21 protein-coding genes are annotated in these 21,893 nt (G+C 50.9%); 12 read left to right on the top strand and 9 right to left on the bottom strand.

Annotation, left to right across the window (positions count from 1 at the left end):
- Positions 1 to 8: 8 nt before the first annotated feature.
- Positions 9 to 722, top strand: coding sequence for a DUF3047 domain-containing protein (locus C9J03_RS09465; protein ID WP_052829577.1), 714 nt, complete (start codon positions 9 to 11; stop codon positions 720 to 722).
- A gap of 149 nt (positions 723 to 871) precedes the next feature.
- On the opposite strand, the gene C9J03_RS09460 is transcribed toward C9J03_RS09465, so the two are convergent.
- The 5 genes from C9J03_RS09460 to C9J03_RS09440 all read right to left on the bottom strand — a co-directional run bounded on the left by C9J03_RS09460 (position 872) and on the right by C9J03_RS09440 (position 6,095).
- On the bottom strand, positions 872 to 1,717 hold the full coding sequence (locus C9J03_RS09460) for a citryl-CoA lyase (protein ID WP_044620808.1): 846 nt from the start codon (positions 1,715 to 1,717) through the stop codon (positions 872 to 874).
- Positions 1,714 to 2,916 carry a CaiB/BaiF CoA transferase family protein gene (locus tag C9J03_RS09455; protein ID WP_044620807.1) on the bottom strand — a complete coding sequence of 401 codons (1,203 nt, stop codon included), beginning with the start codon at positions 2,914 to 2,916 and terminating at the stop codon, positions 1,714 to 1,716. The genes C9J03_RS09460 and C9J03_RS09455 overlap by 4 nt, the downstream gene beginning before the upstream one ends.
- Before the next feature lie 46 nt (positions 2,917 to 2,962).
- Positions 2,963 to 4,510: a tripartite tricarboxylate transporter permease gene (locus tag C9J03_RS09450; protein ID WP_044620806.1), complete on the bottom strand. Its 1,548-nt coding sequence runs from the start codon at positions 4,508 to 4,510 to the stop codon at positions 2,963 to 2,965.
- A 14-nt stretch (positions 4,511 to 4,524) separates the two neighbouring features.
- Positions 4,525 to 5,001 (bottom strand): tripartite tricarboxylate transporter TctB family protein, encoded by a 477-nt coding sequence (locus tag C9J03_RS09445; protein ID WP_044620805.1) that lies wholly within the window; start codon positions 4,999 to 5,001, stop codon positions 4,525 to 4,527.
- 110 nt (positions 5,002 to 5,111) lie between these two features.
- Positions 5,112 to 6,095, bottom strand: a complete 984-nt coding sequence (locus tag C9J03_RS09440; RefSeq protein ID WP_044620804.1) for a tripartite tricarboxylate transporter substrate binding protein — start codon at positions 6,093 to 6,095, stop codon at positions 5,112 to 5,114.
- Positions 6,096 to 6,332: 237 nt separating this feature from the next.
- Here C9J03_RS09440 and C9J03_RS09435 point away from each other — a divergent pair, with 237 nt between their 5' ends.
- Together C9J03_RS09435 and C9J03_RS09430 are read left to right on the top strand one after the other, a co-directional pair.
- On the top strand, positions 6,333 to 7,982 hold the full coding sequence (locus C9J03_RS09435; protein ID WP_231580619.1) for an ATP-binding protein: 1,650 nt from the start codon (positions 6,333 to 6,335) through the stop codon (positions 7,980 to 7,982).
- Positions 7,979 to 8,686, top strand: a complete 708-nt coding sequence (locus tag C9J03_RS09430) for a response regulator (RefSeq protein WP_039463394.1) — start codon at positions 7,979 to 7,981, stop codon at positions 8,684 to 8,686. The genes C9J03_RS09435 and C9J03_RS09430 overlap by 4 nt, the downstream gene beginning before the upstream one ends.
- Positions 8,687 to 8,772: 86 nt before the next feature.
- On the opposite strand, the gene C9J03_RS09425 is transcribed toward C9J03_RS09430, so the two are convergent.
- Both C9J03_RS09425 and C9J03_RS09420 read right to left on the bottom strand, forming a co-directional pair.
- On the bottom strand, positions 8,773 to 10,662 hold the full coding sequence (locus tag C9J03_RS09425; RefSeq protein ID WP_044620803.1) for a TRAP transporter permease: 1,890 nt from the start codon (positions 10,660 to 10,662) through the stop codon (positions 8,773 to 8,775).
- 169 nt (positions 10,663 to 10,831) lie between these two features.
- Positions 10,832 to 11,758, bottom strand: coding sequence for a TAXI family TRAP transporter solute-binding subunit (locus tag C9J03_RS09420; RefSeq protein WP_044620802.1), 927 nt, complete (start codon positions 11,756 to 11,758; stop codon positions 10,832 to 10,834).
- A 328-nt stretch (positions 11,759 to 12,086) separates the two neighbouring features.
- Here C9J03_RS09420 and C9J03_RS09415 point away from each other — a divergent pair, with 328 nt between their 5' ends.
- Positions 12,087 to 12,416, top strand: a complete 330-nt coding sequence (locus C9J03_RS09415; RefSeq protein WP_044620801.1) for a DMT family transporter — start codon at positions 12,087 to 12,089, stop codon at positions 12,414 to 12,416.
- 83 nt (positions 12,417 to 12,499) lie between these two features.
- The gene (locus C9J03_RS09410; RefSeq protein ID WP_044620800.1) at positions 12,500 to 12,724 is read left to right on the top strand and encodes a hypothetical protein; all 225 of its coding nucleotides are present in this window, start codon (positions 12,500 to 12,502) and stop codon (positions 12,722 to 12,724) included.
- Between the two features lie 26 nt (positions 12,725 to 12,750).
- Here C9J03_RS09410 and C9J03_RS09405 read toward each other — a convergent pair whose 3' ends face one another.
- Positions 12,751 to 13,116 (bottom strand): hypothetical protein, encoded by a 366-nt coding sequence (locus tag C9J03_RS09405; RefSeq protein ID WP_044620799.1) that lies wholly within the window; start codon positions 13,114 to 13,116, stop codon positions 12,751 to 12,753.
- 571 nt (positions 13,117 to 13,687) lie between these two features.
- On the opposite strand from C9J03_RS09405, the gene C9J03_RS09400 reads away from it, so the two are divergent.
- Entirely contained in the window at positions 13,688 to 14,476 is a 789-nt protein-coding gene (locus C9J03_RS09400) for a hypothetical protein (RefSeq protein WP_044620798.1), read from the top strand.
- 74 nt (positions 14,477 to 14,550) lie between these two features.
- Here C9J03_RS09400 and C9J03_RS09395 read toward each other — a convergent pair whose 3' ends face one another.
- Positions 14,551 to 14,973: a hypothetical protein gene (locus C9J03_RS09395; protein ID WP_044620797.1), complete on the bottom strand. Its 423-nt coding sequence runs from the start codon at positions 14,971 to 14,973 to the stop codon at positions 14,551 to 14,553.
- Positions 14,974 to 15,173: 200 nt separating this feature from the next.
- Here C9J03_RS09395 and C9J03_RS09390 point away from each other — a divergent pair, with 200 nt between their 5' ends.
- The 6 genes from C9J03_RS09390 to C9J03_RS09365 all read left to right on the top strand — a co-directional run bounded on the left by C9J03_RS09390 (position 15,174) and on the right by C9J03_RS09365 (position 21,888).
- Positions 15,174 to 15,716 carry an RNA polymerase sigma factor gene (locus C9J03_RS09390; protein WP_044620796.1) on the top strand — a complete coding sequence of 181 codons (543 nt, stop codon included), beginning with the start codon at positions 15,174 to 15,176 and terminating at the stop codon, positions 15,714 to 15,716.
- Positions 15,716 to 16,453 (top strand): hypothetical protein, encoded by a 738-nt coding sequence (locus C9J03_RS09385; protein ID WP_044620795.1) that lies wholly within the window; start codon positions 15,716 to 15,718, stop codon positions 16,451 to 16,453. Before C9J03_RS09390 ends, C9J03_RS09385 begins: the two co-directional genes overlap by 1 nt.
- Before the next feature lie 177 nt (positions 16,454 to 16,630).
- Positions 16,631 to 18,376, top strand: coding sequence for an acetate--CoA ligase (gene acsA / locus C9J03_RS09380; protein WP_044620794.1), 1,746 nt, complete (start codon positions 16,631 to 16,633; stop codon positions 18,374 to 18,376).
- Positions 18,373 to 20,403: a pyruvate dehydrogenase (acetyl-transferring) E1 component subunit alpha gene (gene pdhA / locus C9J03_RS09375; protein ID WP_044620793.1), complete on the top strand. Its 2,031-nt coding sequence runs from the start codon at positions 18,373 to 18,375 to the stop codon at positions 20,401 to 20,403. The genes acsA and pdhA overlap by 4 nt, the downstream gene beginning before the upstream one ends.
- Complete coding sequence (locus C9J03_RS09370) at positions 20,393 to 21,649, top strand: dihydrolipoamide acetyltransferase family protein (protein WP_044620792.1); 1,257 nt, start codon at positions 20,393 to 20,395, stop codon at positions 21,647 to 21,649. Before pdhA ends, C9J03_RS09370 begins: the two co-directional genes overlap by 11 nt.
- Positions 21,646 to 21,888, top strand: coding sequence for an acyl carrier protein (locus tag C9J03_RS09365; RefSeq protein ID WP_052829576.1), 243 nt, complete (start codon positions 21,646 to 21,648; stop codon positions 21,886 to 21,888). The genes C9J03_RS09370 and C9J03_RS09365 overlap by 4 nt, the downstream gene beginning before the upstream one ends.
- Positions 21,889 to 21,893: the final 5 nt, after the last annotated feature.

Below are 21,893 nucleotides of genomic sequence, written 5' to 3'. Positions count from 1 at the left end.
TCTAGCGTATGGCATGGCAGCAAACTCCATCATTTGTGACTATGATTAGCGTCATGCCATTACTCCTACGATTAATACCACTGCTGATTACTTTCAATGCATCCGCTACGTTTGAACATCACGTGGTAAAATTTGGTTATGAGGATATCTCTTCCTGGAAAGTTAGACACTTTCAAGGCCGTACTCATTACACGCAAGTCCGGCTGGATAATCAACCGGTTCTCAAGGCCACCAGCAGTAACAGCGCAACGATCCTTTCCAAGCCTATTCGCATCGATCTCGAAGAAACTCCCTATCTAAATTGGTCTTGGCGGATTGAAAATCAATTAGAGGGAATCCATGAAACCACAAAAGATGGCGACGACTACGCCGCACGGGTTTATCTCGCCATCGGTTCCAACTGGCTGACTTCTACCAGCAAAGCAATCAACTATGTGTGGTCCAGTAACCAACCCCGTTTTTCCCGTTGGAGCAATGCATTTGCCGGGGAGAGGGTTCAGATGATAGCAATACGGGGTAGCTCGGACAGCATCGCGAAATGGCAAAATGAAAAGCGCAATGTCTACCAAGACTTCATTCATGCATTCGGGGATAAAGGCAGCGAACAAGCCAATAGAGAAGCCTATCGGTATATCAATGGCATCGCCATCATGACGGATACCGACAACAGTGGCCAAGCGGTAACCGCTTATTACGGCAATATTTTCTTTTCAACAAAATAGCATTAGAAGAAAAAGTGTAATGGCAAACCAATAGACTTTGCCGCCATTACACCCTCCCAAAGGGGGAAAAAGATGAGATTTCAACATCACAAAGGTCACACAAGCCGCATCGTACCAGAACATTTACAAGACACCATACCATAAAATGGTTACTTTGGTGCTTTTTGCCACTCTCGCTGTTCAGGCCCATCGTATGACCAAAGCAGGTTGCGCGGGATAGGCCCTTTGTTTCGGCCTCCTTGACCGGTTTGCTCCCAGGCATGAGCCAAAATCCCAACCGAACGTGATAGGCAAAAAAGCCCTCTTGCTAACGGGGCAGGAAAGCCTAACTCGGCATAGATAACAGCCGTTGCCCCATCGATATTCATCGGAATACGTTTGCCTTTTTGCCGAAAAAGGTAACATTCCACCCCCATCGCGATTTCAGCAAACCGACCAGTGACGGTCCCGGCATCGGCAGCTTGCTTGATTAACGCCATCAACGCTGGTGCTCGCGGGTCAACCGGGTGAAAGCGATGGCCAAAACCTGGGATGAATTTACCGTGAAGTTCTTTATGTGTCGTCACTTCTGAGTCTATCGCAGCTTCCAGCGACTCACCTTGCTCACAACGATCAGCAATGGCTCGATATAACGCGACTGCTTGCTCCCCCGCCCCCCCATGCACATCACCCAGTACATTTACCGCTGAAGCCATGGCGTTATTTAGGCCAACGCCACAAGTTGCCGCCATTCTGGCAATCGCAATACTCGGGGCTTGAGGGCCGTGATCAACAGCAGACATCAGCGCAGCATCGAGCAGTTTTGCCTGTGAAGGCGATGGCAGATCGCCTCTTACCATCAGCCAGATCATCTGGGCAAAGCTGACATTGCCGATAAGCTCCTCTATCGGGTAGCCATAATAGCGAATCTCGCCCGGCGACATTTCGATGATAGACGTCTTCCACCAGTCGCTAACATCACGCCCAATCCCATGCTCAGGTCTTTCGATACTCATATTGCCCCCTGCTCCTGTAATAGCACAATTTCTTCCTTACTTAAGCCCAATGCAGTCAACCACGGTTCGGTGTGTTCACCCAGCAGAGGGGGCGGTAACATGACGGCAGGGCGCTCGCCATCGAGTTTGAAGCCAGTTCTGACATAACGGACATCTTGATTCACCCCGGGCGAATCGACAAAACACCCGGTAAAGTCACGACCTTGTACCTGCGGTAAATCCAACGCCTGTGGAACACTCAGCACCCTTCCAGCAGGCACACCAATATGATTAAGCTCAGATTCCCACTCTTTTGCTGGTTTAACCGCAAAAGCCGCTTCGATATGACCGGTCAGTAATTCCCGGTTTTCCAGCCTCGCCTGCCGCTCGGCAAAACGGGGATCGGTGATCAAATCATCCCGCCCGATAAGCTGGCACAAGGCTTCGAACTGCTCCTGTTTGTTGGCCGCAATATTCAACAAGCCCTCACCGGTTTTAAAGGTGCCTGAAGGACTCGCAGTGACATTGTTATTGCCAAGAGGCTGCGGCGCTTTGTCGGCCACCAAGTAGTTGGACACCGCCCATCCCATAGTGGTCAACGTCGATTCCAGCATGGATACATCAATAAATGAACCTTCGCCCGAAGCCTCCCTGCCTGCCAGCGCGGCACAGATTGCAAACGCTGCGGTCATGCCGCCTATGGTATCGGCTATCGGATAGCCAACCCGATAAGGGGCATTTTCTGGCGCGCCGGTAATACTCATCACCCCGGACATACCCTGGATAATCTGATCGTATGCTGGCAAATGGCGCATCGGGCCATCAGCGCCATACCCCGAAATCGCGCAGTAGATGATATTAGGGTTCACTGCCTTTAACTCTTGATAGCCCAGACCTAACCTGTCCATCACACCAGGGCGGAAATTTTCAATCACCACATCCGCCGTTTTCACCAGTCGCTCGAACAGGGATTTACCCTCATCGGTTTTCAAATTCAATGTAACCGACTGTTTACCCACATTCTGAGCGAGAAAGGAAATCCCCATACCGGCCTTGTTGAGTGTTGGAGAGGCTCCTAACTGGCGGGCTAAGTCGCCACTTTTCGGCACTTCGACCTTGATGACTTCAGCCCCCAAGTGGGCTAGCTGATGACCACAGAATGGCCCCGCTAGCACATTGGTGAGATCCAGCACTCGGTATTGGTTTAGTGGTGTCAGCATCCTTCGACTCCATCGTTGTCATTGTTATTTTTCTTAAAACCGTTAGTTATTGCTGTTCAGGCGCAGCAGCAGCTTCATCCATTTGAGATCGCTTGGCTTTTCGTGCATCTAACACGTTACTGACCACAGGCATCATCAAAGCCAGCACGGCACAAATCATGATGGACAGGGTCAGTGGGCGCTCCCACAAGAAGGCATAGCTGCCATCAGATAATGTCAGTGATCGGCTCAAGTTCTTCTCGAGTATTTCGCCAAGAATGAAGCCCAGCAGCATAGGTGCCATCGGGAAGTTAAGCAGCTTCAAGAAAGTGGCTATGATCGTAATGATCACCATCATATGAATGTCGAAGGTATTAAAGCTCACCAGATAGACACCTGTGATAGAGAAGAACAAGATCAATGGGATCAAGATTGGCCTTGGGATCACCAACAAACGCGAGATATACGGGATCAACGGTAGGTTCAGAATAAGCAGAACCAAGTTACCGAAATACATCGAGATAATCACCGACCAGAACACATCAGGGTTATCGACAAAAAGACGCGGCCCCGGCTGAATACCATAGGCAATCAATGCGCCCAGCATGATTGCCGTAGTGCCTGAACCAGGAATACCCAGTGTAAGCAGCGGTACAAAAGAGCCTGTTGAAGCCGCATTGTTGGCAGATTCCGGCGCGGCCAAACCACGCAATGCACCTTTACCGAATTTGGCTTTTTCTTCTTTGCTAGCAAGGTTTCGTTCCATACCGTAGCTTAGGAACGAGGCGATGGTGGCACCAGCACCCGGTAATACACCCACCAAGAACCCGAACACCGATGAACGGCCAACTGTCGGTGCGACATGCTTTACTTCCTCCTTATTCAGCTTCATGCTGCCCAAAGAGTCCATGTCCATCTGCGGCTCTTTTTCTTGATGCTCGCCGCGCAATACCGTCATGATCACTTCAGTTAGGGCAAAAGTGGCCATCGCCAGCAACAAGAAGCTAATGCCATCTATCAGGTTAACATTATCGAAGGTAAAACGCGGGATCCCCGACATCACATCGTTACCTACGGTGGCAATCATCAGGCCGAAGACTGTCATCATCAGCGCTTTGAGTACCTGCCCTTTACCGGAAAAAGCGGCTACGGCAGTCAGGCCCAATATCATCAAGGCAAAATAATCCGATGATTGAAAACTCAGCGACACCTTGGCCAGCGCAGGTGCGGCAAACAACAGGATAATCGCCCCTATCGTACCGCCGGTAAATGAAGAGTATGCCGCCAGCGCCAGCGCTTTGCCTGCCTGTTTGCGCTGCGCCATCGGGTAGCCATCAAAAGCGGTAACCACGGTACTGGCACAACCCGGCGCATTGATCAAAATCGAAGAAGTCGAGCCGCCAAAGATAGCCCCGTAATACACACCGGCCATCAGGATAATGCCTGATGAAGGATCAAGGCCGTAAGTAATAGGGATCATCAAGGCAATGGCAGAAATCGGCCCTAGCCCCGGAAGCATGCCAATAAAGGTACCGGCAAAACAACCAACCACCACCATCAGCAAATTAAATGGCATAAATGCCGTTGTCAGTCCTGACATCATTCCATCAAACATGGTGTTTCTCCCTTTTAGATCAATGCCCAAATTCGGCCAGGCGCTAAGTAAATATCCAGCAACTGGGTCAGGACGTACCAAAACCCACTAGCAAACGGTACCGATGCCAGTAGCAGGGTTTTCGGGCGACGCTCACCCAGAAGCCAATAACCACAGGCCAAGAAGAACACGGTAGAAAGCAGAAAACCTACCCATTCCAGAGCGATGGCAAATAACACCATCAAAACCAGCAGCTTGCTGATAATTTTGAAATCCAGCCCAACTAGGGACAACATGTCTGAGGCTTTCACTTGCGTTTTTCGATGTGCCGCGACCAACTGCAGCAGCGATAATGCACCCCCCAGCATGGCCAACATGGTCGGCATCGACTTGGCGTGGAAGGGTTCGTATTCGTCACCGGGAAACAGAGGTATTTGAGTGGTGTAATAGCCGTAGGCAACGGAAAAGCATAAGAAGATCAGCCCGCCGATGTGATCTTTGGTAAGCGTCATGGGTCTATCCCCTGATTAATAGTATTTGGAATCTTTCGCTTAAAGAATGGGCAGAGCAGGCACCTCACCTGCCCTGCGTTTGGCATTGTTAGAGTGGCTTGTACAGAAATCTAATTCAAAAAGCCAAGCTCTTTCATTAGGTTACCCATCTCTTTTTCCTGCTCTTGCAAAAAGGCTTCGAACTCTTTGCGCGGCTTGTAGATTTCCGTCCAGCCGTAACGGTCTCGGACTGTCGTCCACTCATTGGTCTGGTACATTTTCTCCAGCACGCTGGCGAACTCGTCAGCCTGCTCATCGCTGATCCCCGGCGCTGCGAAGAAACCACGCCAGTTTACAAAGCTTGCGTCATAACCCAGCTCTTTCAACGTAGGGACATTCGGAGCTGCCGATGAGCGAGTTTCACCTGTCATAGCCAGAATGCGCACTTCACCCGCCTCGGCAAGGCTCAGCGCTTCACTCAACCCCGTTGATAGCACCTGAGTTTCACCCGATAGCAATCCAGCCATGGCTTTACCACCTGCATCATAGGCAAGGTATTTCACTCGGCGAGGCTCACCACCCGCCGCTTTGAAAGCCAAAGCGGCTACAAGGTGATCCATCCCACCGCGCGAAGAGCCGCCTGCGACAGAGACCGAGCGCGGGTTTTTCTTATAGGCTTCTGCAAGTTCATTGAAAGACTGATAAGGTGAGTCTTTGGCCACGACAAAAGCCGCATAGTCACCAATAGTGGCAGCAACAGGGGTCAGGTCACGGAATGACTGAGGGAAAACTTTCGAAAGGGAGCGGATAACAATAGGGGTAGAATTCACCATCAAGGTATCTTGTGACTGTTCCGCCGTTTTGATCAGATAAGCAATCGCTTTACCGCCACCACCACCAGACATGTTTTCATAAGACACTTTGTCGACCAATTCGGATTTCGAGAGTGCTTCACCGGTACCACGTGCGGTGCTATCCCAGCCACCACCGGCACCACCGGGTACCAAGAAGTGGATTTCGTCGACTTTCGCCTGCACCGAGCCAATGCTCATTGCAGAAGCCATCAACGTCGCCAGTAGGGTTACACGGTTGCGGGTAATAAATTGAGTCAGCATAGCTCTTTCCTCGTTGAGTGTTGTTTTTATCCTTCAACACAAAGGTAAGGCAACAACTGAGCAAACCAAAGATTGTAAAATTAATGTGAATAACGTCTTTATTTATCATTTTGTTCATATTGTTCACAGCATACCGGCACAAAAACAGGTAAAGTCGTTACATCATTAACGGTGAAAGGAATCACCCGCTTCATGTTACATATGCTGTCGTTACGCCACCTCCGGTTAAAGTGGCGTATGATATTGATTTTAGGGCTCATTGCCGTATTGCAAACCGGCATGTTAGGCCATTTTGCTATCCGCTATCTCGATAATGTGTTGGATGAGCAGATCGGCCAGCAAGCCATGCGGGTGGCATTGGCGATTGCGGCATCGCCGGATGTGATCCGTGCCGTTGAAGCCGGAGACTCTGACTTTTTGCAACCTTTAAGTTACAAACTCGCCCACTCGGCCGAAGCACGTTTTGTCGTTTTTGGCGATAAAGACGGCATTCGCCTGGCCCACCCTTTTCCCCATATGATTGGCAATTCTATGGCCGATGACGATGGCGATACCAATGCGCCCGCCCTTGTGCATGGTAAACCCTATGTATCCAAAGCTCTGGGGAGTATCGGCTGGTCAATGCGGGGCAAAGCGCCGGTGTTCAATGCGGCAGGCACCAAGGTTATCGGTATTGTCTCTGTGGGTTATATGCTCGATACCGTCGACCGACTGGTGAGCAACCACCGCCTCAGCATGTTGTTCGCTATCGGCGGCGCTTTCCTTTTCAGTGTGTTTACCGCCGTCTGGTTTGCCTCCCATTTCAAAAAAGCCATTTTCAACTTGGAGCCCGAGCAAATCGGCCGCATGTTCCAAGAAAGGAATGCGACCCTTGAAACCGTGCGGGAAGGAATTGTAGCCATCAACCATGAAGGAAAAATCACCACCTTCAACCATGCGGCAATCCAAACACTGGAGCTACCAGAGAGCGACAGCTATATCGGCAAGCCCATTCAAGCAGTATTGCCTGACAGCGGCATGCTCGATGTACTGGAACAGGGCACCCCCCAATATGACCAGGAAATTTGGTTACACAACCACCTGCTAATCGCCAACCGGATCCCGCTGATCCAAGGCGATCAGATCACTGGTGTGGTCTCTAGTTTCAGGTTAAAAAACGAGGTTGATCTGGTCAGCCGTAAACTTACCCGCATCAAACAGTATGCCGAGAGCTTGCGCAGCCAATCCCATGAGTACAACAACAAGCTCCACACGATTGCCGGGCTGATCCAAATCGATGCCAAAGACGAGGCGCTGGCGGTTATCGGCCAAGAGTCATCAAGCCACCAAGCGTTCATCCAGCAACTGATGGAAGTCACCTCCGATAGCATTCTCGCAGGGTTCCTACTGGGTAAATACAACCGAGCCAAGGAGCTGGGGGTTGAGTTGGTTATCGAACAAGGAAGCCAAATGTCTGCGCTGCCTGATGCCCTACCCCGTGAACAGCTGGTCAGTATTTTGGGTAACCTGATCGACAATGCCTTGGAAGCCAGCCTTTCCCATCAAGGTAAAGGCGGCACGGTAACATTGATACTGTCAGACTTCGGCAAAGAGCTCATTTTCGAGGTGGAAGACCAGGGGCCCGGGATCACCCGGGAAGATCAGGACAAAATCTTTACCCGCGGCTACACGACCAAAGCTGCGCAAGGGCACGGTATCGGGTTAGATTTAGTAAAAAGCCTGACGGATCACCTAGGGGGACTCATTACCGTGGAGTCGATTACCTCTGAGGCAGCACCCAGCGGCAGTCGATTTACCTTATATCTCCCCAAACAGATAACCCCCAATAACCAGAGCAACGCAACCAAGAACAATGATTCAACGAAGCACACGGAGGTGCAATCATGACCACCACTATTCGCATTGTCATCGCTGAAGATGACCCTCAGATTGCAGAAATCCAACGGCGCTTCATTGAACGTATCGATGGCTTCGAGGTGATAGGCATTGCCCATGGCATTGACGAAGCCCGCGACCTCATTGAAGTCCTCAAACCGGAGTTGGTACTGCTTGACAACCAATTCCCGACAGGTACCGGCCTGGCGTTGCTCAGGGAGTTACGGGCTGGGGGCTGCAACACCGACGTCATCCTGGTGACCGCTGCCACCGAAGTCGATACCCTGCGCCAGGCGATGCACAGTGGCATTTTCGACTACATCCTAAAACCCTTAGTCTTTGAGAGACTGCAGGCTTCTCTGTTAAAGTTTCGTGGTCACCTTGAGCGGTTTTCCGATATTGACTCACTGCTCCAAAGTGACGTTGATGGCTTATTGCAAGCCTCACCGGACAATAACCACTCACCGGCCAATGTTGCTAACAACGTAGCAGGACGTCTACCCAAAGGGATTGATGGGTTAACCCTCGATAAAATCCGTGCCGTATTCTATGGCCCGGCAGTCCTGCTCAATGCGGAAGAAGTCGGACAGCAGATTGGGGCCAGCAGGACAACCGCCAGGCGCTATCTCGAATATTTGGTCAGCACGGACGAACTGAGTGCCGAAGTGTCTTACGGTAGTGTCGGCAGGCCTGAGCGCAGATACCAACTCTGCTGAAGGCTTGTGAAGTGTTTAAAAAAAGAAGGGGAGCGGTTTGGCTCCCCTGTTTGATTGGTCGTGGTTTCTATTCTAAGCCAAAGGCATCAAGCGGCTGTTGCGCTGCTTTCCCTTCCGCGATAAGCATTCAACGATGTAATCACCACCACAACGGCAACAGCCGCAAGCTTGATAGTGAGGCCACTGAAAATTAGGGCAAATGGCACCGCTAGAAGCACTGCACGTGCAGCCATAGACAACGGCTTAATGAGTCGTCCTTCGATCGCGCCGGCAAAGGCAACAATCAAAGCGATGGTAGTGACAATCGCAAATATGAAGCCCATTAGGTTTTCCCCATCGTAGATAAGCGGCGAGAAAGCCATCATCAGCGGGATCAAGAAGAAACCTTGGGCCAGCTTGAACGCCTGGACCGCAGACTGCATCGGTGACGCCCCGGCAACCCCGGCGCCGGCGAAGGCCGCCAAGGCAATTGGCGGAGTAACATTCGAGGTTTGCGACAACCAGAACACAATCATGTGCGCAGCCAGAATGCTCAAGCCCAGCTCAGTCAAAGCTGGCACGGCCATGATTGACAGTACAATGTATGCGGCCGTTACCGGTAAGCCCATCCCAAGAATAACCGCAGCCACGGCAATTAGTGCCATCACCGACCACAGGTAACCACCGGATAGCGCCATCAGGAACTGGGTAAATTGCAAACCGATACCCGTCTGACCGACGACCCCGACCACGATACCCGCTGTGGCACAGGCGACCGATATCGGCAATGCCAGCAGCGCCCCTTCTTTCATTCCTTTAAAGAACAGGCGGATACTGATACGGCTGTGCTTGCGACACATTGCAGCGACCAAAATAGCACTACAGCCCGCAATACCGACCAGCACAGGTGAGTAGCTCATCAGCAACAACGTGGTGATCAGTATTAGAGGAACAATAAAGTGCCAGCCCTGCTTCATCACCACTTGAAGCTGGGCCACTTTATCCATCCCTTTCAGGCCGAGCTTACAGGCCATCAGATGAACATAGAGCAAGGTACAGCCGAAATACAAGATAGCCGGCGCAATCGACACCAACAGAATTTCGCTATAGGCAATACCGGTGAATTGTGCCATCACGAAGGCTCCGGCCCCCATTACCGGCGGCATGATTTGCCCGCCTGTAGAGGCTGCAGCTTCAATACCCGCAGCCTGCTCTGGCTTATAGCCGAGCTTTTTCATCATTGGGATAGTCAAGGCACCGGTTGTCACCGTGTTGGCAATGGCCGAACCTGAGATAGAGCCCAGTGCCGCTGATGCCACGACACTCGCCTTGGCAGGACCTCCACGGTATTTACCCGCAACGGCAAATGCCGCATCAATAAAGAACTGACCGGCTCCGGTCACTTGCAGGAAGGCACCAAACAGCACAAAAATGAAAACGACCCCTGCTGCAATTGCCAGCGGCGCACCGAAGACGCCGTTGGTAGAATAAATGTGAAAGCGGATGATTTCATCCAGCGCAAAACCTTTGCTCGCCACGCTGGCTGGCAAAATGTCGCCGAACATGGCGTAGGCCATAAAAATCGCGGCAATAACCACCATGACCATGCCAACGGTCCGGCGAGTCGCTTCAAGCAATGTGACAATTGAAATCGAGCCGGCAAGCACATCGTCTGCTCCCAGGCCGTCAAGCAAAAAGCCAATATCGTCATAATCAAACCGGACAATATGCTGCGCAGCCCACAAGGTAGCAAGGACCATGGCTAAGTCGATAAGCCTTGCAGGCAGGTAAAATCGGTTGTCCTCTTTTACCAGCGGCCTGACAAGAAAGACAAGCGCGAGGATCCAACATAAGTGGACGGGGCGAAATACAGGTGCGGAGAGGTTGGCAGTTACCCCCTGCCAAATTTGAAACACTGATAATGCAATGGCAGCAACGGTGGCCAGTTGCATTAACCGCTCAGTGACCCTGTGATTTAACGCCGAAGAATTAGTCATTGCGAACTCCTTGTATGCGGCAATGTATCTATACCCAATGTACGTCAAGCTGAAGCCTCAACGTGCAGCGCTGAATCTCAACTATAAAGTTACCTGGGTATATCGCCCCCGAATCGCTTCGGGGGGATTGGTTCACCTGCCGTTCCCGTCAGGCATCACTTCGGTGGTCCTATTTTTTCTCATCCATGAACTGCTGAGAGCCAGGGTGAAGAGGAATACCCGCCAGTTTGTTCATGTTTTCAACGGTGGTGAACTTAGTCACACCAATAGACTGACGGATTGTGTCGATGTTATCGAACGCGACCTTGGTCATCTCGTAAGCGAGATCTTTATCCAAGTCACCTTTTACCACCAAGACATTCCACACTGCTGGCGCTTGAAAAGCGGGAACATTGCGGTAGCTGTCAGCATCGACATCCAGTCCACTGTAAGACGCATTAGCTTGATTGATTTTCGCAATTTCCTCATCGCTGAAAGACAAGATGCGGATATCGCGAGTCAGGGCTAGCTCAGTGATCGCCCCCACCCCAAGGCTACCTACGATCACACCAGCATCAATCTGGCCATTTGCCAACGCTTCAGTCGTCGCCGTGTAGTTCAGGGCCTGGCCGCGCATGTCACCTTCTTCAATGCCCAGCGTTTTGAGGATGTTCAGGGCACTGACTCGGGTGCCCGAGCCCGGGGCCCCCAAGGCAACACGCTTACCTTTCAGATCCGCAACAGATTTGATGTCCGAATTGGCTGGCACCATAAACTGGACCACATTTGGGTACAGGGCAAACAACACAGAGACATCCATCTTACGTGGGAATGGTTCTGTTCCTTGGTAGGCCTGCTGAACTACGTTTCCCATTGCAATACCAGCAAGCTGCTGCTTGGTCGATACTTTGATCACGTTCTCTACCGATGCGGCCGTCACTTCTGCTCGCATATTGAAATCATCAATATTCTCACTCCAGATCTTCGCTAACAAACCACCCAAGGGATAATAAGTACCACTTTGGCTACCGGTGCCGATGGTGTAATTATTCGCTGCAACAGGCAGAGAAACAGCTAAAGCCAAAGAGATAATCCCTTTTTTGATCATTGAACGCATTGAGTACTCCTTCTCGTTGAATGCCGGATACCAAATGTCAAACTAGACACATACGCATCAGGTTTTATTGTCATACCGATGTTGCATCAAATGAATCCGCATTTAAATGTTAAAACTGTGAAAGTTGTGAAAATGAGATATTGGTGGTAATAAGCATATCAATAACCTTATTAGCTCTTGCCCCGCATAAAATCGCCCATACCTCCCCTATTGTTACACACAATAAAAAGTCATTTGTTTAAATGGTGAATTATCATTCATTGAGAAATGGTTATACTGCTCGCCATCTTGATACCGAACATCAACAAACAAATTAAAAGAGGACTAAATGGGCTGGGTATTTTTACTACTGGGGGTAATGGCAGAGGCAACATCACATGTCGCCCTTCGCGCCACAAACGGATTCTCGAACTGGTTGCCCAGCACTATAGTGATTCTTGGACATCTCATTGCCTTCATCTTCCTTGGGCAAGCGATGAAGTCGTTACCTGTAGGCATCGTCCATGCTATCTGGGCTGGGCTTGCTATTGTTGCGGTAACGGCAATGTCTGGACTTATCTACAAACAACACCTTGATGCCAAAGTTTGGCTAGGGATGGTCATTGTCGCGATTGGCATTGCCATCATCAACCTGGGCGGTGCCGCACACAGCCACTAACGTCCACTATCCTGCCACGTCTTAATGCCTTAGGCAGGATACCCCCCTTGTTCATTCGAAATAGCCATAATTTAGGAGTAAGCATGACTCAAGAGCGCGCGATAAACCTGTATTACTATTTGCTTCAGGAAAACACACCACAAAAAGAGCTCAACGCAATCATGAGGTTATTGAAGGAGGACTACGGCATTGATCTAAGCCGCATCGATAGGAAGCGCCGTCGTCCTCAAAACCGATTTGATATCAACAACTATGGCGCGGGTGGGTCGCGAACCATGAACCAAACCCGCCAAATTCAGTCGGTGTAAGGCGAGCAACCATCATTAAAAAGCAATCAAGTAAGCTGTTGCAACTTACGCTTGAGCATTTTATTACTCAGTGATCGCCGTAACAGGATAAGAGGGAGTATCGACATCATTATCCAGCTCACCGGTGGCTCATCAATTTCCACGACCTGCTGTGTCTGTGGTGTCTGAGATAATGCGAGTAACGGCGAGGGTAGATTATTGGTTTGGCATGCCCCCGAATAGTCACCATGACCCATATGTGCATCTACAGCGTTGATATTGACATACAAGGTTATTTCCCCAGAGCCGGTTTGGTGGCAAATCATGCTCATAGTCTGGGCTTGTACCGTCGGCGGTGCCAATAATGCCGAGAGAAGAACAACCAAAGATGACGCCATTGCCATTTTTTTCATAAACTACTCACCAAATCCCATGTGGTATTTTTTTAACCAAGATAATTCAAGTGTAGTATATTTTTATGAAACCCTAATGATAATTTAATCAACGAAGACATCGCACATAAAATCATTATTAAACAATGCATTAAAACCTAATCAGCTATACTTATTTCAGTAGCTAGACAAAAATTTAGCGTTACTAAGTATGACAATTTCCACCCAAGACTAAGCAGATAACCCTCTCGAGCAAAATAACCCGCAATTCTTGCGTTGCTCCTCTGCAATTTACATTTCCTTACATTCAGTGCGATAACACTCCAGAGATTGACCTTAGCTCCGACCGAAAGGAAGCAAAATAACACCCGTCGTTTAAAACAGCGTTTTTAAAATCAAGCACATAAGAGCAAGCCATATACCGCCCACAACAAAGCATGAAAACGCAAGCAGATTTACATTTTGAAATACAAAAAAACACTGTTCAATTCGTACAGGAATGATTCAGTTTCAAGTTGTTACATTAGCGGCATAACAAAACGCCATCGCAACAGTGATGCCGCCTTAAAACATTTAAACAGCAGGAATCACCATGAACACTTTCGCTAAAACGTCTATTGTTTCCATCATCGGCCTGACTCTTCTAACTGGTTGTGTCAATCCTGACAACCAAGATGATCCAAATGCCCTGACCAAACAAGGGGCCGCTGGCGGTGCTCTACTTGGCCTCACACTCGGTGCACTTACCGGTGATGCAGACCTTGCAGTGAAAGGCGCAATTGCTGGCGGTGTTTCTGGCGGTGTGGCAGGTGCTTCTGCTGATATTCAAAACAACCGTGATAACCAGCGCCATGACAGCCGAAATGATGCCCTGGCCCAGATTGGTAACGGTGGACAGGCTGCCACCAGTGCCCAACCTCAAAACTGGGACAAGCTAGATAACTTCACAGGCAACTGGAACGTAAGCATCTGGAGTGGCGCCACAGAACAAGCTGTCAATGCCACGGCAAAAGCGACAGGTTCACTGGCTAAAACCACTGAAGCGAGCGTTAACATCAACAATGTCGCTATCGATGGTCAGTCACAAGCACTCGCTTTTACGGCTAACTTTGCCTACACGCCACAAGCGGGTTATAGCCTGACAGTTACAGATAACGCAAGCAATGTTCCTGTTACCTTTGCTGGTGAGTACCAACAAGGCATGAACCGCTACAACTTCTACCCGACGAATGCACAGGCAAGCATCTACAAAAACTTCGATTCGTCGACCGTACGAGTTGAACTTGGCTTCGCCGGACAGAATGTGTGGATGGTTGACACTTACGCCCTAGTCAACGGTCAAGAGCAGAAGATCCAAACTTACCGTTTCACTAAAAGCTAAATTCCAACAATAGCAACCTTGTTTCCTGTAGCGCTGTGTCTTCATGGGCATCACTAGAAGACACAGCGCATTTTTTATAGTGAGCACCCCAGGTAGCCCACTGTCACATGGGTTCCCCTTTCCACGGAAGGGAAATCTTCCGGGAATGGCACACTGTCATCATTGGCCCCATCAATATTGGTGTCGAACTCTAAGTCTCCCTGCAGATCAAAACCGACATACCTCAGCATCATCTTTCCCACGAAAACATAGTCGACATGAACATCAAGCTCTTGACCTGAAAAGAAATACCCTGTCGGTGCCGCTTCAAAGGACACATCAATTTTCTCGCGTCCATCGCGTACCTCATACCTCGCACTCATACTGGTATCGTAAGCACCGCTTTTGCCACACTCCAGCCTTGTTCTTCCTTCATCTTTGGCTAACCCGACACTGGAGAACAGAACAATACTCATCATACCCGCTGCCGCTAATACATCTTGAATTGCTCTTTTCATATCTTCACCTAATCAAGTCGATTCAATCAGACATGCCACTCCTTTTCCAAATACTACGACCAACCTCCTTGTTTCACAGGTAAGAGACAGAAGTCGAAAACTTGTTCCATGTCGAGATTAAGAAAAATGATCCCTCTCGTTCAGCCTATGCTTATCGTAAAAATATGGAACAAGAACCAAACTTGAAGCCTCTTACTAGCATGAGTAGATACTCTCAACCACAGCATGACTATGACCAGCTCGTCGATTTGTACTATGCCAAGCTCTACCGGTTTGCCTACAGCCTGACGAACTCACAAGCCGATGCCAGTGACCTTACCCAGCAGGCCTTTTGTATCTGGCTGGAAAAAGGCCACCAATTGCGCGAGCCGGGCAAAGAAAAAACATGGCTGTTTACCACGCTGTACCGAGAGTTCCTGCGCAATAAGCGTAAGATCAGCGTACTAGCGAGTGATGAAGATATTACCGAAGGGGCTACCGAAGAGTTGGACATCCAAGAGCCATTGTGTATTGCCCCCTCGAAAGCCATCGCAGCCATATCGAACTTGAATGAGTTTTATCGCACGCCATTAATCTTATTTTATATGCATGAGCACTCGTATCAGGAGATTGCAGACATCATAGGCGTACCCATCGGTACAGTTAAATCTCGAATTTCAAGGGGAAAAGTAATGCTGTGCAAGATCATTGAATCAGATTTAACTGACTTCGACGAAAGCTTGGAGCAAGTAGGAGCTAAATAATGGACAGCAACAGCATCAAGTCGATATTAAGACTCTACCGTCCCGGGATTGATGATGAAACACAGGTCATCAAAGAAGCGCTACTCCGGGTCGAAAATGATCCCGAACTGAAAGTTTGGTACCAGACGTACTTACAGAATGAGGAGGCTCTTCACCAGAGCTTCAACGACATCGCTATCCCGCCAGGCTTGAAAACAGAGCTTACAAAGCAGTACGCAAAACATAATGCCCCAGCCAAGCGCAACATGTGGCTGGTGCCAACCGCCATTGCTGCCTCACTGATGCTGCTTGTCCTGTCGTGGCTGATGATTGGCCCTGAAGCCAAACCCCGTTTCACCCACTTCCAGCACGACATGCTCGCTTTTGTCACCCAACCTTATGAAATGGATATTGTGGAGGATAATCTAGCGTCGATAGACCAAGGGTTTGCCAATGTTAACTGGCCTACTGGTTATGTGCTGCCCGCATCACTCAATACCCTGCATATCTTGGGCGGAGTCATGCAGCAATGGCAAGATGAGAAAGTCTCCATCGTCTGTCTAGAAAACGATGCCGGCAAGTACATTTGGCTATTTGTCACTACGCTCAGCACGTTCAGTATAGATAAGACTATCCCGATAGAAGCCGAGGTACTACAAAGGGCGCCGCTCCTTACCCATACAGCATGGCAAGATCAGCACTTCACCTACTATATGATTGCCGAAGGTGATATTGATTTTATCAAGAGCTATTTATAACCATCTCTGGACCAAACCTTACTCCATCAGGGTGGCTGAACGCTCCCTAGCAGGTGCCATTTGTCCCTTTCTCTCAACACTGCAATAGCAATTGGCCGTAAATTAACCACAATTTGTTCGAGGCTAGCTTCTGCTGAAGCGCTGTATTCATCCTAACTCATTGTCCCGGGCATCATGATGATAAAGCCAATTTTCAACAAGGTTTTGGCTGAAAACGCCAACCTCGTCAATTACGCACAAGCGAAGACCCAACCGCCTCCGCGCTGTACACAGCCCAAGGGGCTTTCATCCGGAGGGATCAATATCGGCTATGAAGCGGTCGATCGGCATCTCGGAACCCCTTTCGAAGACAAAGTTGCCCTTCGTTGGATCAGCAAGAAGGATCAAATTGTCGAACTGAGTTACCATCAGCTCAGCAAACAATCCAGTGCCTTTGGCTCACTGTTAAACCAACTTGGCCTCGCTTCAGGCAGTCGCATCTTCAGCCTTATAGGGCGACGGCCAGAACTTTATATTGCCGCATTGGGCACATTAAAAGCCGGTTGTGTTTTCACCCCTTTGTTTTCCGCATTTGGCCCCGAGCCCATCCGCTCCCGAATGGAAATCGGCGAAGCAAACGTGGTGGTTACTACCGTTAGCCTCTACCGCAAAAAGCTTAAAAGCTGGTGGCGCGAACTGCCGCACCTGAAGGCAATACTGCTGGTTGACGGCAACCCGGACAACGAGGAAGGTTGCTTTGACTTCCATTTACTGATGGGCAGCGCCGATCCCCAGTATCCAACCGCACGAACCCTGCCGGAAGACACGGCGCTGCTGCACTTTACCAGCGGCACCACCGGAAAACCCAAAGGGGTCCTTCATGTCCACCAGGCCGTTGAGCACCACCTACTATCCGCCTTTTATGCGCTTGATCTCAAGCCGACAGATACCTATTGGTGCACGGCCGATCCGGGTTGGGTAACCGGAACCACCTACGGCATTATTGCTCCGCTATGCATCGGGGTCACCATGATCGTCGATGAGGCAGAGTTTGATGCCGAGCGTTGGTACAAAATACTACAGGACCAACATGTGACTGTTTGGTACACGGCACCGACCGCCATCCGCATGCTGATGAAAGCCGGCGATACCCTACCGTGCCAATTCGACTTGACGGCATTACGCTTCATGGCCAGTGTCGGGGAACCCCTCAACCCAGAAGCCGTTGAGTGGAGCAATCGGGTTCTGAAAATGCCGTTTCACGATAACTGGTGGCAGACCGAAACAGGCGGCATCATGATTGCCAACTATCCAAGTGAGCCCATTAAGCCAGGCTCGATGGGTCAACCCCTGCCAGGAATAGAGGCCGCCATTATCATTGATGATGAACAGGGCCATCTGGTTGAAGCCTCTACCCCGATGACCATTGGCGAGTTGGCAGTAAGAGCTGGCTGGCCCTCCATGTTCAGGGGCTATCTCAACCAAGCCGAAAAATATGCGCAATGCTTCAACGGTGAGTGGTATTTAAGCGGTGATCTCGCGATGATGGATGAAGACGGCTACTTCTGGTTCGTCGGCCGCAAAGACGATCTGATCAAATCATCCGGCCATCTAATCGGCCCCTTTGAAGTAGAGAGTGTCTTGATGGAACACCCAGCCGTTGCCGAGGTGGGGGTGATAGGTATACCGGATCCCGTTGCCGGCCAACTGGTTAAGGCCTTCGTCGCCCTCAAGCCCGGAATCAGTGCTGACGATGATCTGCGGCAGGCATTGCTTGGACTTGCCCGCAAAAGGCTCGGGGCCGCGGTCGCGCCCAAAGAAATCGCTTTTCGAACTAACCTCCCCAAAACCCGCAGCGGTAAGATCATGCGCCGGCTGCTCAAAGCGAGAGAATTAGGGCTCCCCGAGGGAGATACCTCAACGCTGGAGAGTGACGAACAATGACCAACAGACTTCATGTCAACCGCCAACACCTACTCGAGCAACTACGCCAGATGTTGCGGATCAGGCGCTTTGAGGAAAAATGTGCCGAATTATACGCTGCAGAAAAAATCCGTGGCTTTCTTCACCTTTACATCGGCGAAGAAGCCATCGCTGTCGGCGTGATGTCCGCACTCAGCCCCGATGACCAGATCGTTGCAACTTACCGCGAACATGGCCATGCCCTCGCCAGAGGAATGGAAATGGGTAGCATACTGGCCGAAATGTATGGTCGCTCGAACGGCTGTAGCCGTGGCCGGGGCGGCTCGATGCACTTATTTGATAAACAAAGGCATTTTTATGGCGGGAATGCCATTGTTGGAGGCGGGCTACCACTGGCTACGGGGCTGGCGATGGCCAATAAAAAAATGCAACGTGACGCGGTGGCGGTCTGCTTCTTCGGGGAAGGAGCCGTGGCCGAAGGCGAGTTTCATGAAAGCCTGAACTTAGCCGCTCTGTGGCAACTGCCGGTACTTTTCATCTGCGAAAATAACCGCTATGCCATGGGAACCGCCCTTAACCTGTCAGAATCGGAAACCAACATTGCCCGCAAGGCACAGAGCTACGGCATCAATGCTGTTCAGGTCGATGGCATGAATGTAGTAGATACCGAAGCGGCGACTATCAAGGCGTTGGATTATATTCGCCAAGGCAACGGCCCCTACTTCCTGGAATGCCAGACCTACCGTTTCCGTGGCCACTCCAGCTTTGATGCGCAGCTCTACCGAGACAAGGCCGAAATTGCGCTGTGGGAAGAAAAAGGCCCGGTCAAACGCTTGATCGAGTGGCTGCAGAAAAACAGCCACTTTCAAGATCAAGAGCTAGTGGCAATGGAAGCGGAAATTGCCCAGGAAATTGAAATGGCCATCAACGTTGCCGAAGCGGGTGCACAGGAGCCGGTCGAGAACCTCGGTCAGTTTGTCTACAGCGATCCCAGTCATTCACTTGCGCCAATAATTAATACCCAACAGGACGCCGAGATCACCTACCGAGAAGCACTTCGCTATGGCCTTAGCGATGCTCTCAACAGCGACCCGCGTATTTTCCTGATGGGTGAAGATGTGGGTCATTACGGTGGTTGCTACGCCGTCAGCAAAGGGTTAATCGGTGAATTCGGCCCCGATCGGGTCATCGATACGCCGTTGTGCGAATCTGGCTTTGTCGGTGTCGGTATCGGGGCAGCCCTCGGGGGAATGAGGCCCATCGTCGAAGTGATGACCGTCAATTTCAGCTTGCTGGCCATGGATCAAATCATCAACAGTGCAGCAACCCTATTGCATATGTCCGGCGGACAATTCAATGTGCCGCTGGTTATCCGCATGGCCTGCGGGGCAGGCAAACAGCTCGCCGCCCAGCACTCGCACAGCTGGGAGAATTTCTACGCCCATGTACCGGGATTGAAAGTGCTCAGTCCTGCCACCCATAATGATGCCCGGCATATGCTGGGGTTTGCCCTGACAGATCCCGATCCGGTCCTCATCTTCGAGCACGTCATGCTGCTGAACGACAGCGGTCCGGTCAGCGAGGAGCCCGACGGCCCCATGAATAAAGCCCTGATCAGGCGCGAAGGAACTGACATCAGCCTGATCACCTATGGCGGAAGCCTGGCCAAAGTCCATCAGGCGGCAGAGGCACTCAGCCAAGAAGGGATCAGTGCCGAGGTCATTGACCTGCGTTCGTTGCGGCCTTTGGACAGCCAAACCATAGTTGCCAGTGTCAGCAAGACACACCGCGCGGTCATTATTGACGAAGGCTGGTATACCGGCAGCCTTGCCGGTGAGATCAGCGCCATCATCATGGAACAAGCTTTCTGGCATCTGGATGCCCCTGTTGGCCGGGTCTGTAGCCAAGAAGTGCCAATCCCTTACCCCCAGCACCTCGAGCAGGCAGCCATACCCCAGGCCCAACAGATTATTGCCGCGGCCAAGGAAGCATTGGCTATGCCGCCGACTTGGGACAGCAATACGGGAAGCCGCAACCATGGACAGTAACCAAACGTCGCCCAATCTCATCGACATTACCATGCCAGCCCTAGGTGCCGATATGCGCGACGGCACCTTAATCGAGTGGCAGGTCAAACGCGGGGATAAGGTTGCCAAGGGAGATATCATTGCCGTTATCGAGACAAGCAAAGGCGCCATTGATATGGAAGCCTACCACGACGGTACCATTACCGAACTGTTGGTAGAGCCGATCATCAAACTGCCAGTTGGCAGTGTCATGGCAAGGATGACAGCCACCAAGGCCGAGCCCCAAGTCGTAACCACCCCCGCCCTTGGAACAACCGACAGTACTACCGCCACGGGAAAACAGACTCCGGCTGATAGCCGTCAGGACGGCTCGCTCCCCACGGTCATGGTTGAGCGCCATCCCTATTTGGCTCGTCATCCCAGCGTCTTGGTCCAGCCGAACCCGTCGCGGCAACTTGTCTCGCCTGCCGCACGGCTATTGGCCATCCAGCAGGGCATCATGCTGTCAGGTCTAACCGGCAGTGGTCCTAACGGGGCGATTCTGCTTCGCGATATTCCAGCTAAGCCAGAGCAGCACGCCAGGCATGAAATAAAAGACGAATCGTCTTCAATGCGCCAGGCTATCAGTGACGCGATGTCAATGTCCAAGCAGCAGATCCCCCACTACTATCTCGCACTGGATATCGATCTCAGCACCACCCAGGCATGGCTCAAGCAACAAAACCAACACCGTGAACCAGAGCAACGCCTGCTCATCACTGCCGTCATCATTGCCGCTATCGCACGGCAGTTACCACGCTACCCTGCCCTAAACGGCTCCTGCCATGAGGGCCAATTCACTCCTGCCGAGGCTATCCACATCGGCAACACAATCTCCCTACGCGATGGAGGACTGGTGGTACCTGCAATTCTAGATGCGGATCAACGCAACCTGGAACAGGTCATGGCATCACTAAAGGAGATTACCGAGAGGGCGCGACGCGGCCGCTTGCGGAGTTCAGAGCTGACCGGTGCCACTATCACGGTCACTAGCATTGGAGAACGGGGAGCGGACAGCCTCATCGGCGTTATCTACCCGCCGCAAGTAGCGATCATTGGTCTTGGCCGCTTGCGTAAGGCGCCTATCGTCAGCAATGACAAACTCTGTGTTGGCGACGTGATGACCGTGACCCTGTCGGCCGACCATCGCGTCAGCGATGGGCTAACGGGCTCTCGGTTTCTCACGGCGCTCGCCAAACAGCTGCAACACCCAGAGGATTTATTATGACGACCCAAAACTTTGCCGCCTGTATCGCCACTGCACTCCGAAGAATTGCCCCGGAGATCGACCTTCAAGACATCGCTCAAGATGAGGATTTGCGCGAGGAATGCGAACTAGACTCAATGGATTTCCTCAACCTACTCGCAGACCTCAAAAAACAAACGGGCATCAGTATTCCTGAAAGCGATTACCCTCAGGTGAGAAGCTACAATCAACTGATAAGTTACCTCCAAGACCATCACTAATAGCC

The sequence above is a fragment of the Photobacterium gaetbulicola genome, from assembly GCF_003025515.1.
Taxonomy (GTDB): Bacteria; Pseudomonadota; Gammaproteobacteria; order Enterobacterales; family Vibrionaceae; genus Photobacterium; species Photobacterium gaetbulicola.
Note: the sequence above shows the minus strand (reverse complement) of the source record. Positions and strands in the feature narration are given on the sequence as shown.

What these genes read in the sequence shown, in the direction of transcription:
- C9J03_RS09465 (WP_052829577.1), top strand. Translation starts at nt 9, where the DNA reads ATGGCATGGCAGCAAACTCCATCATTTGTGACTATGATTAGCGTCATG.
- C9J03_RS09460 (WP_044620808.1), bottom strand. Translation starts at nt 1,717, where the DNA reads ATGAGTATCGAAAGACCTGAGCATGGGATTGGGCGTGATGTTAGCGAC.
- C9J03_RS09455 (WP_044620807.1), bottom strand. Translation starts at nt 2,916, where the DNA reads ATGCTGACACCACTAAACCAATACCGAGTGCTGGATCTCACCAATGTG.
- C9J03_RS09450 (WP_044620806.1), bottom strand. Translation starts at nt 4,510, where the DNA reads ATGTTTGATGGAATGATGTCAGGACTGACAACGGCATTTATGCCATTT.
- C9J03_RS09445 (WP_044620805.1), bottom strand. Translation starts at nt 5,001, where the DNA reads ATGACGCTTACCAAAGATCACATCGGCGGGCTGATCTTCTTATGCTTT.
- C9J03_RS09440 (WP_044620804.1), bottom strand. Translation starts at nt 6,095, where the DNA reads ATGCTGACTCAATTTATTACCCGCAACCGTGTAACCCTACTGGCGACG.
- C9J03_RS09435 (WP_231580619.1), top strand. Translation starts at nt 6,333, where the DNA reads ATGATATTGATTTTAGGGCTCATTGCCGTATTGCAAACCGGCATGTTA.
- C9J03_RS09430 (WP_039463394.1), top strand. Translation starts at nt 7,979, where the DNA reads ATGACCACCACTATTCGCATTGTCATCGCTGAAGATGACCCTCAGATT.
- C9J03_RS09425 (WP_044620803.1), bottom strand. Translation starts at nt 10,662, where the DNA reads ATGACTAATTCTTCGGCGTTAAATCACAGGGTCACTGAGCGGTTAATG.
- C9J03_RS09420 (WP_044620802.1), bottom strand. Translation starts at nt 11,758, where the DNA reads ATGCGTTCAATGATCAAAAAAGGGATTATCTCTTTGGCTTTAGCTGTT.
- C9J03_RS09415 (WP_044620801.1), top strand. Translation starts at nt 12,087, where the DNA reads ATGGGCTGGGTATTTTTACTACTGGGGGTAATGGCAGAGGCAACATCA.
- C9J03_RS09410 (WP_044620800.1), top strand. Translation starts at nt 12,500, where the DNA reads ATGACTCAAGAGCGCGCGATAAACCTGTATTACTATTTGCTTCAGGAA.
- C9J03_RS09405 (WP_044620799.1), bottom strand. Translation starts at nt 13,116, where the DNA reads ATGAAAAAAATGGCAATGGCGTCATCTTTGGTTGTTCTTCTCTCGGCA.
- C9J03_RS09400 (WP_044620798.1), top strand. Translation starts at nt 13,688, where the DNA reads ATGAACACTTTCGCTAAAACGTCTATTGTTTCCATCATCGGCCTGACT.
- C9J03_RS09395 (WP_044620797.1), bottom strand. Translation starts at nt 14,973, where the DNA reads ATGAAAAGAGCAATTCAAGATGTATTAGCGGCAGCGGGTATGATGAGT.
- C9J03_RS09390 (WP_044620796.1), top strand. Translation starts at nt 15,174, where the DNA reads ATGAGTAGATACTCTCAACCACAGCATGACTATGACCAGCTCGTCGAT.
- C9J03_RS09385 (WP_044620795.1), top strand. Translation starts at nt 15,716, where the DNA reads ATGGACAGCAACAGCATCAAGTCGATATTAAGACTCTACCGTCCCGGG.
- acsA (WP_044620794.1), top strand. Translation starts at nt 16,631, where the DNA reads ATGATAAAGCCAATTTTCAACAAGGTTTTGGCTGAAAACGCCAACCTC.
- pdhA (WP_044620793.1), top strand. Translation starts at nt 18,373, where the DNA reads ATGACCAACAGACTTCATGTCAACCGCCAACACCTACTCGAGCAACTA.
- C9J03_RS09370 (WP_044620792.1), top strand. Translation starts at nt 20,393, where the DNA reads ATGGACAGTAACCAAACGTCGCCCAATCTCATCGACATTACCATGCCA.
- C9J03_RS09365 (WP_052829576.1), top strand. Translation starts at nt 21,646, where the DNA reads ATGACGACCCAAAACTTTGCCGCCTGTATCGCCACTGCACTCCGAAGA.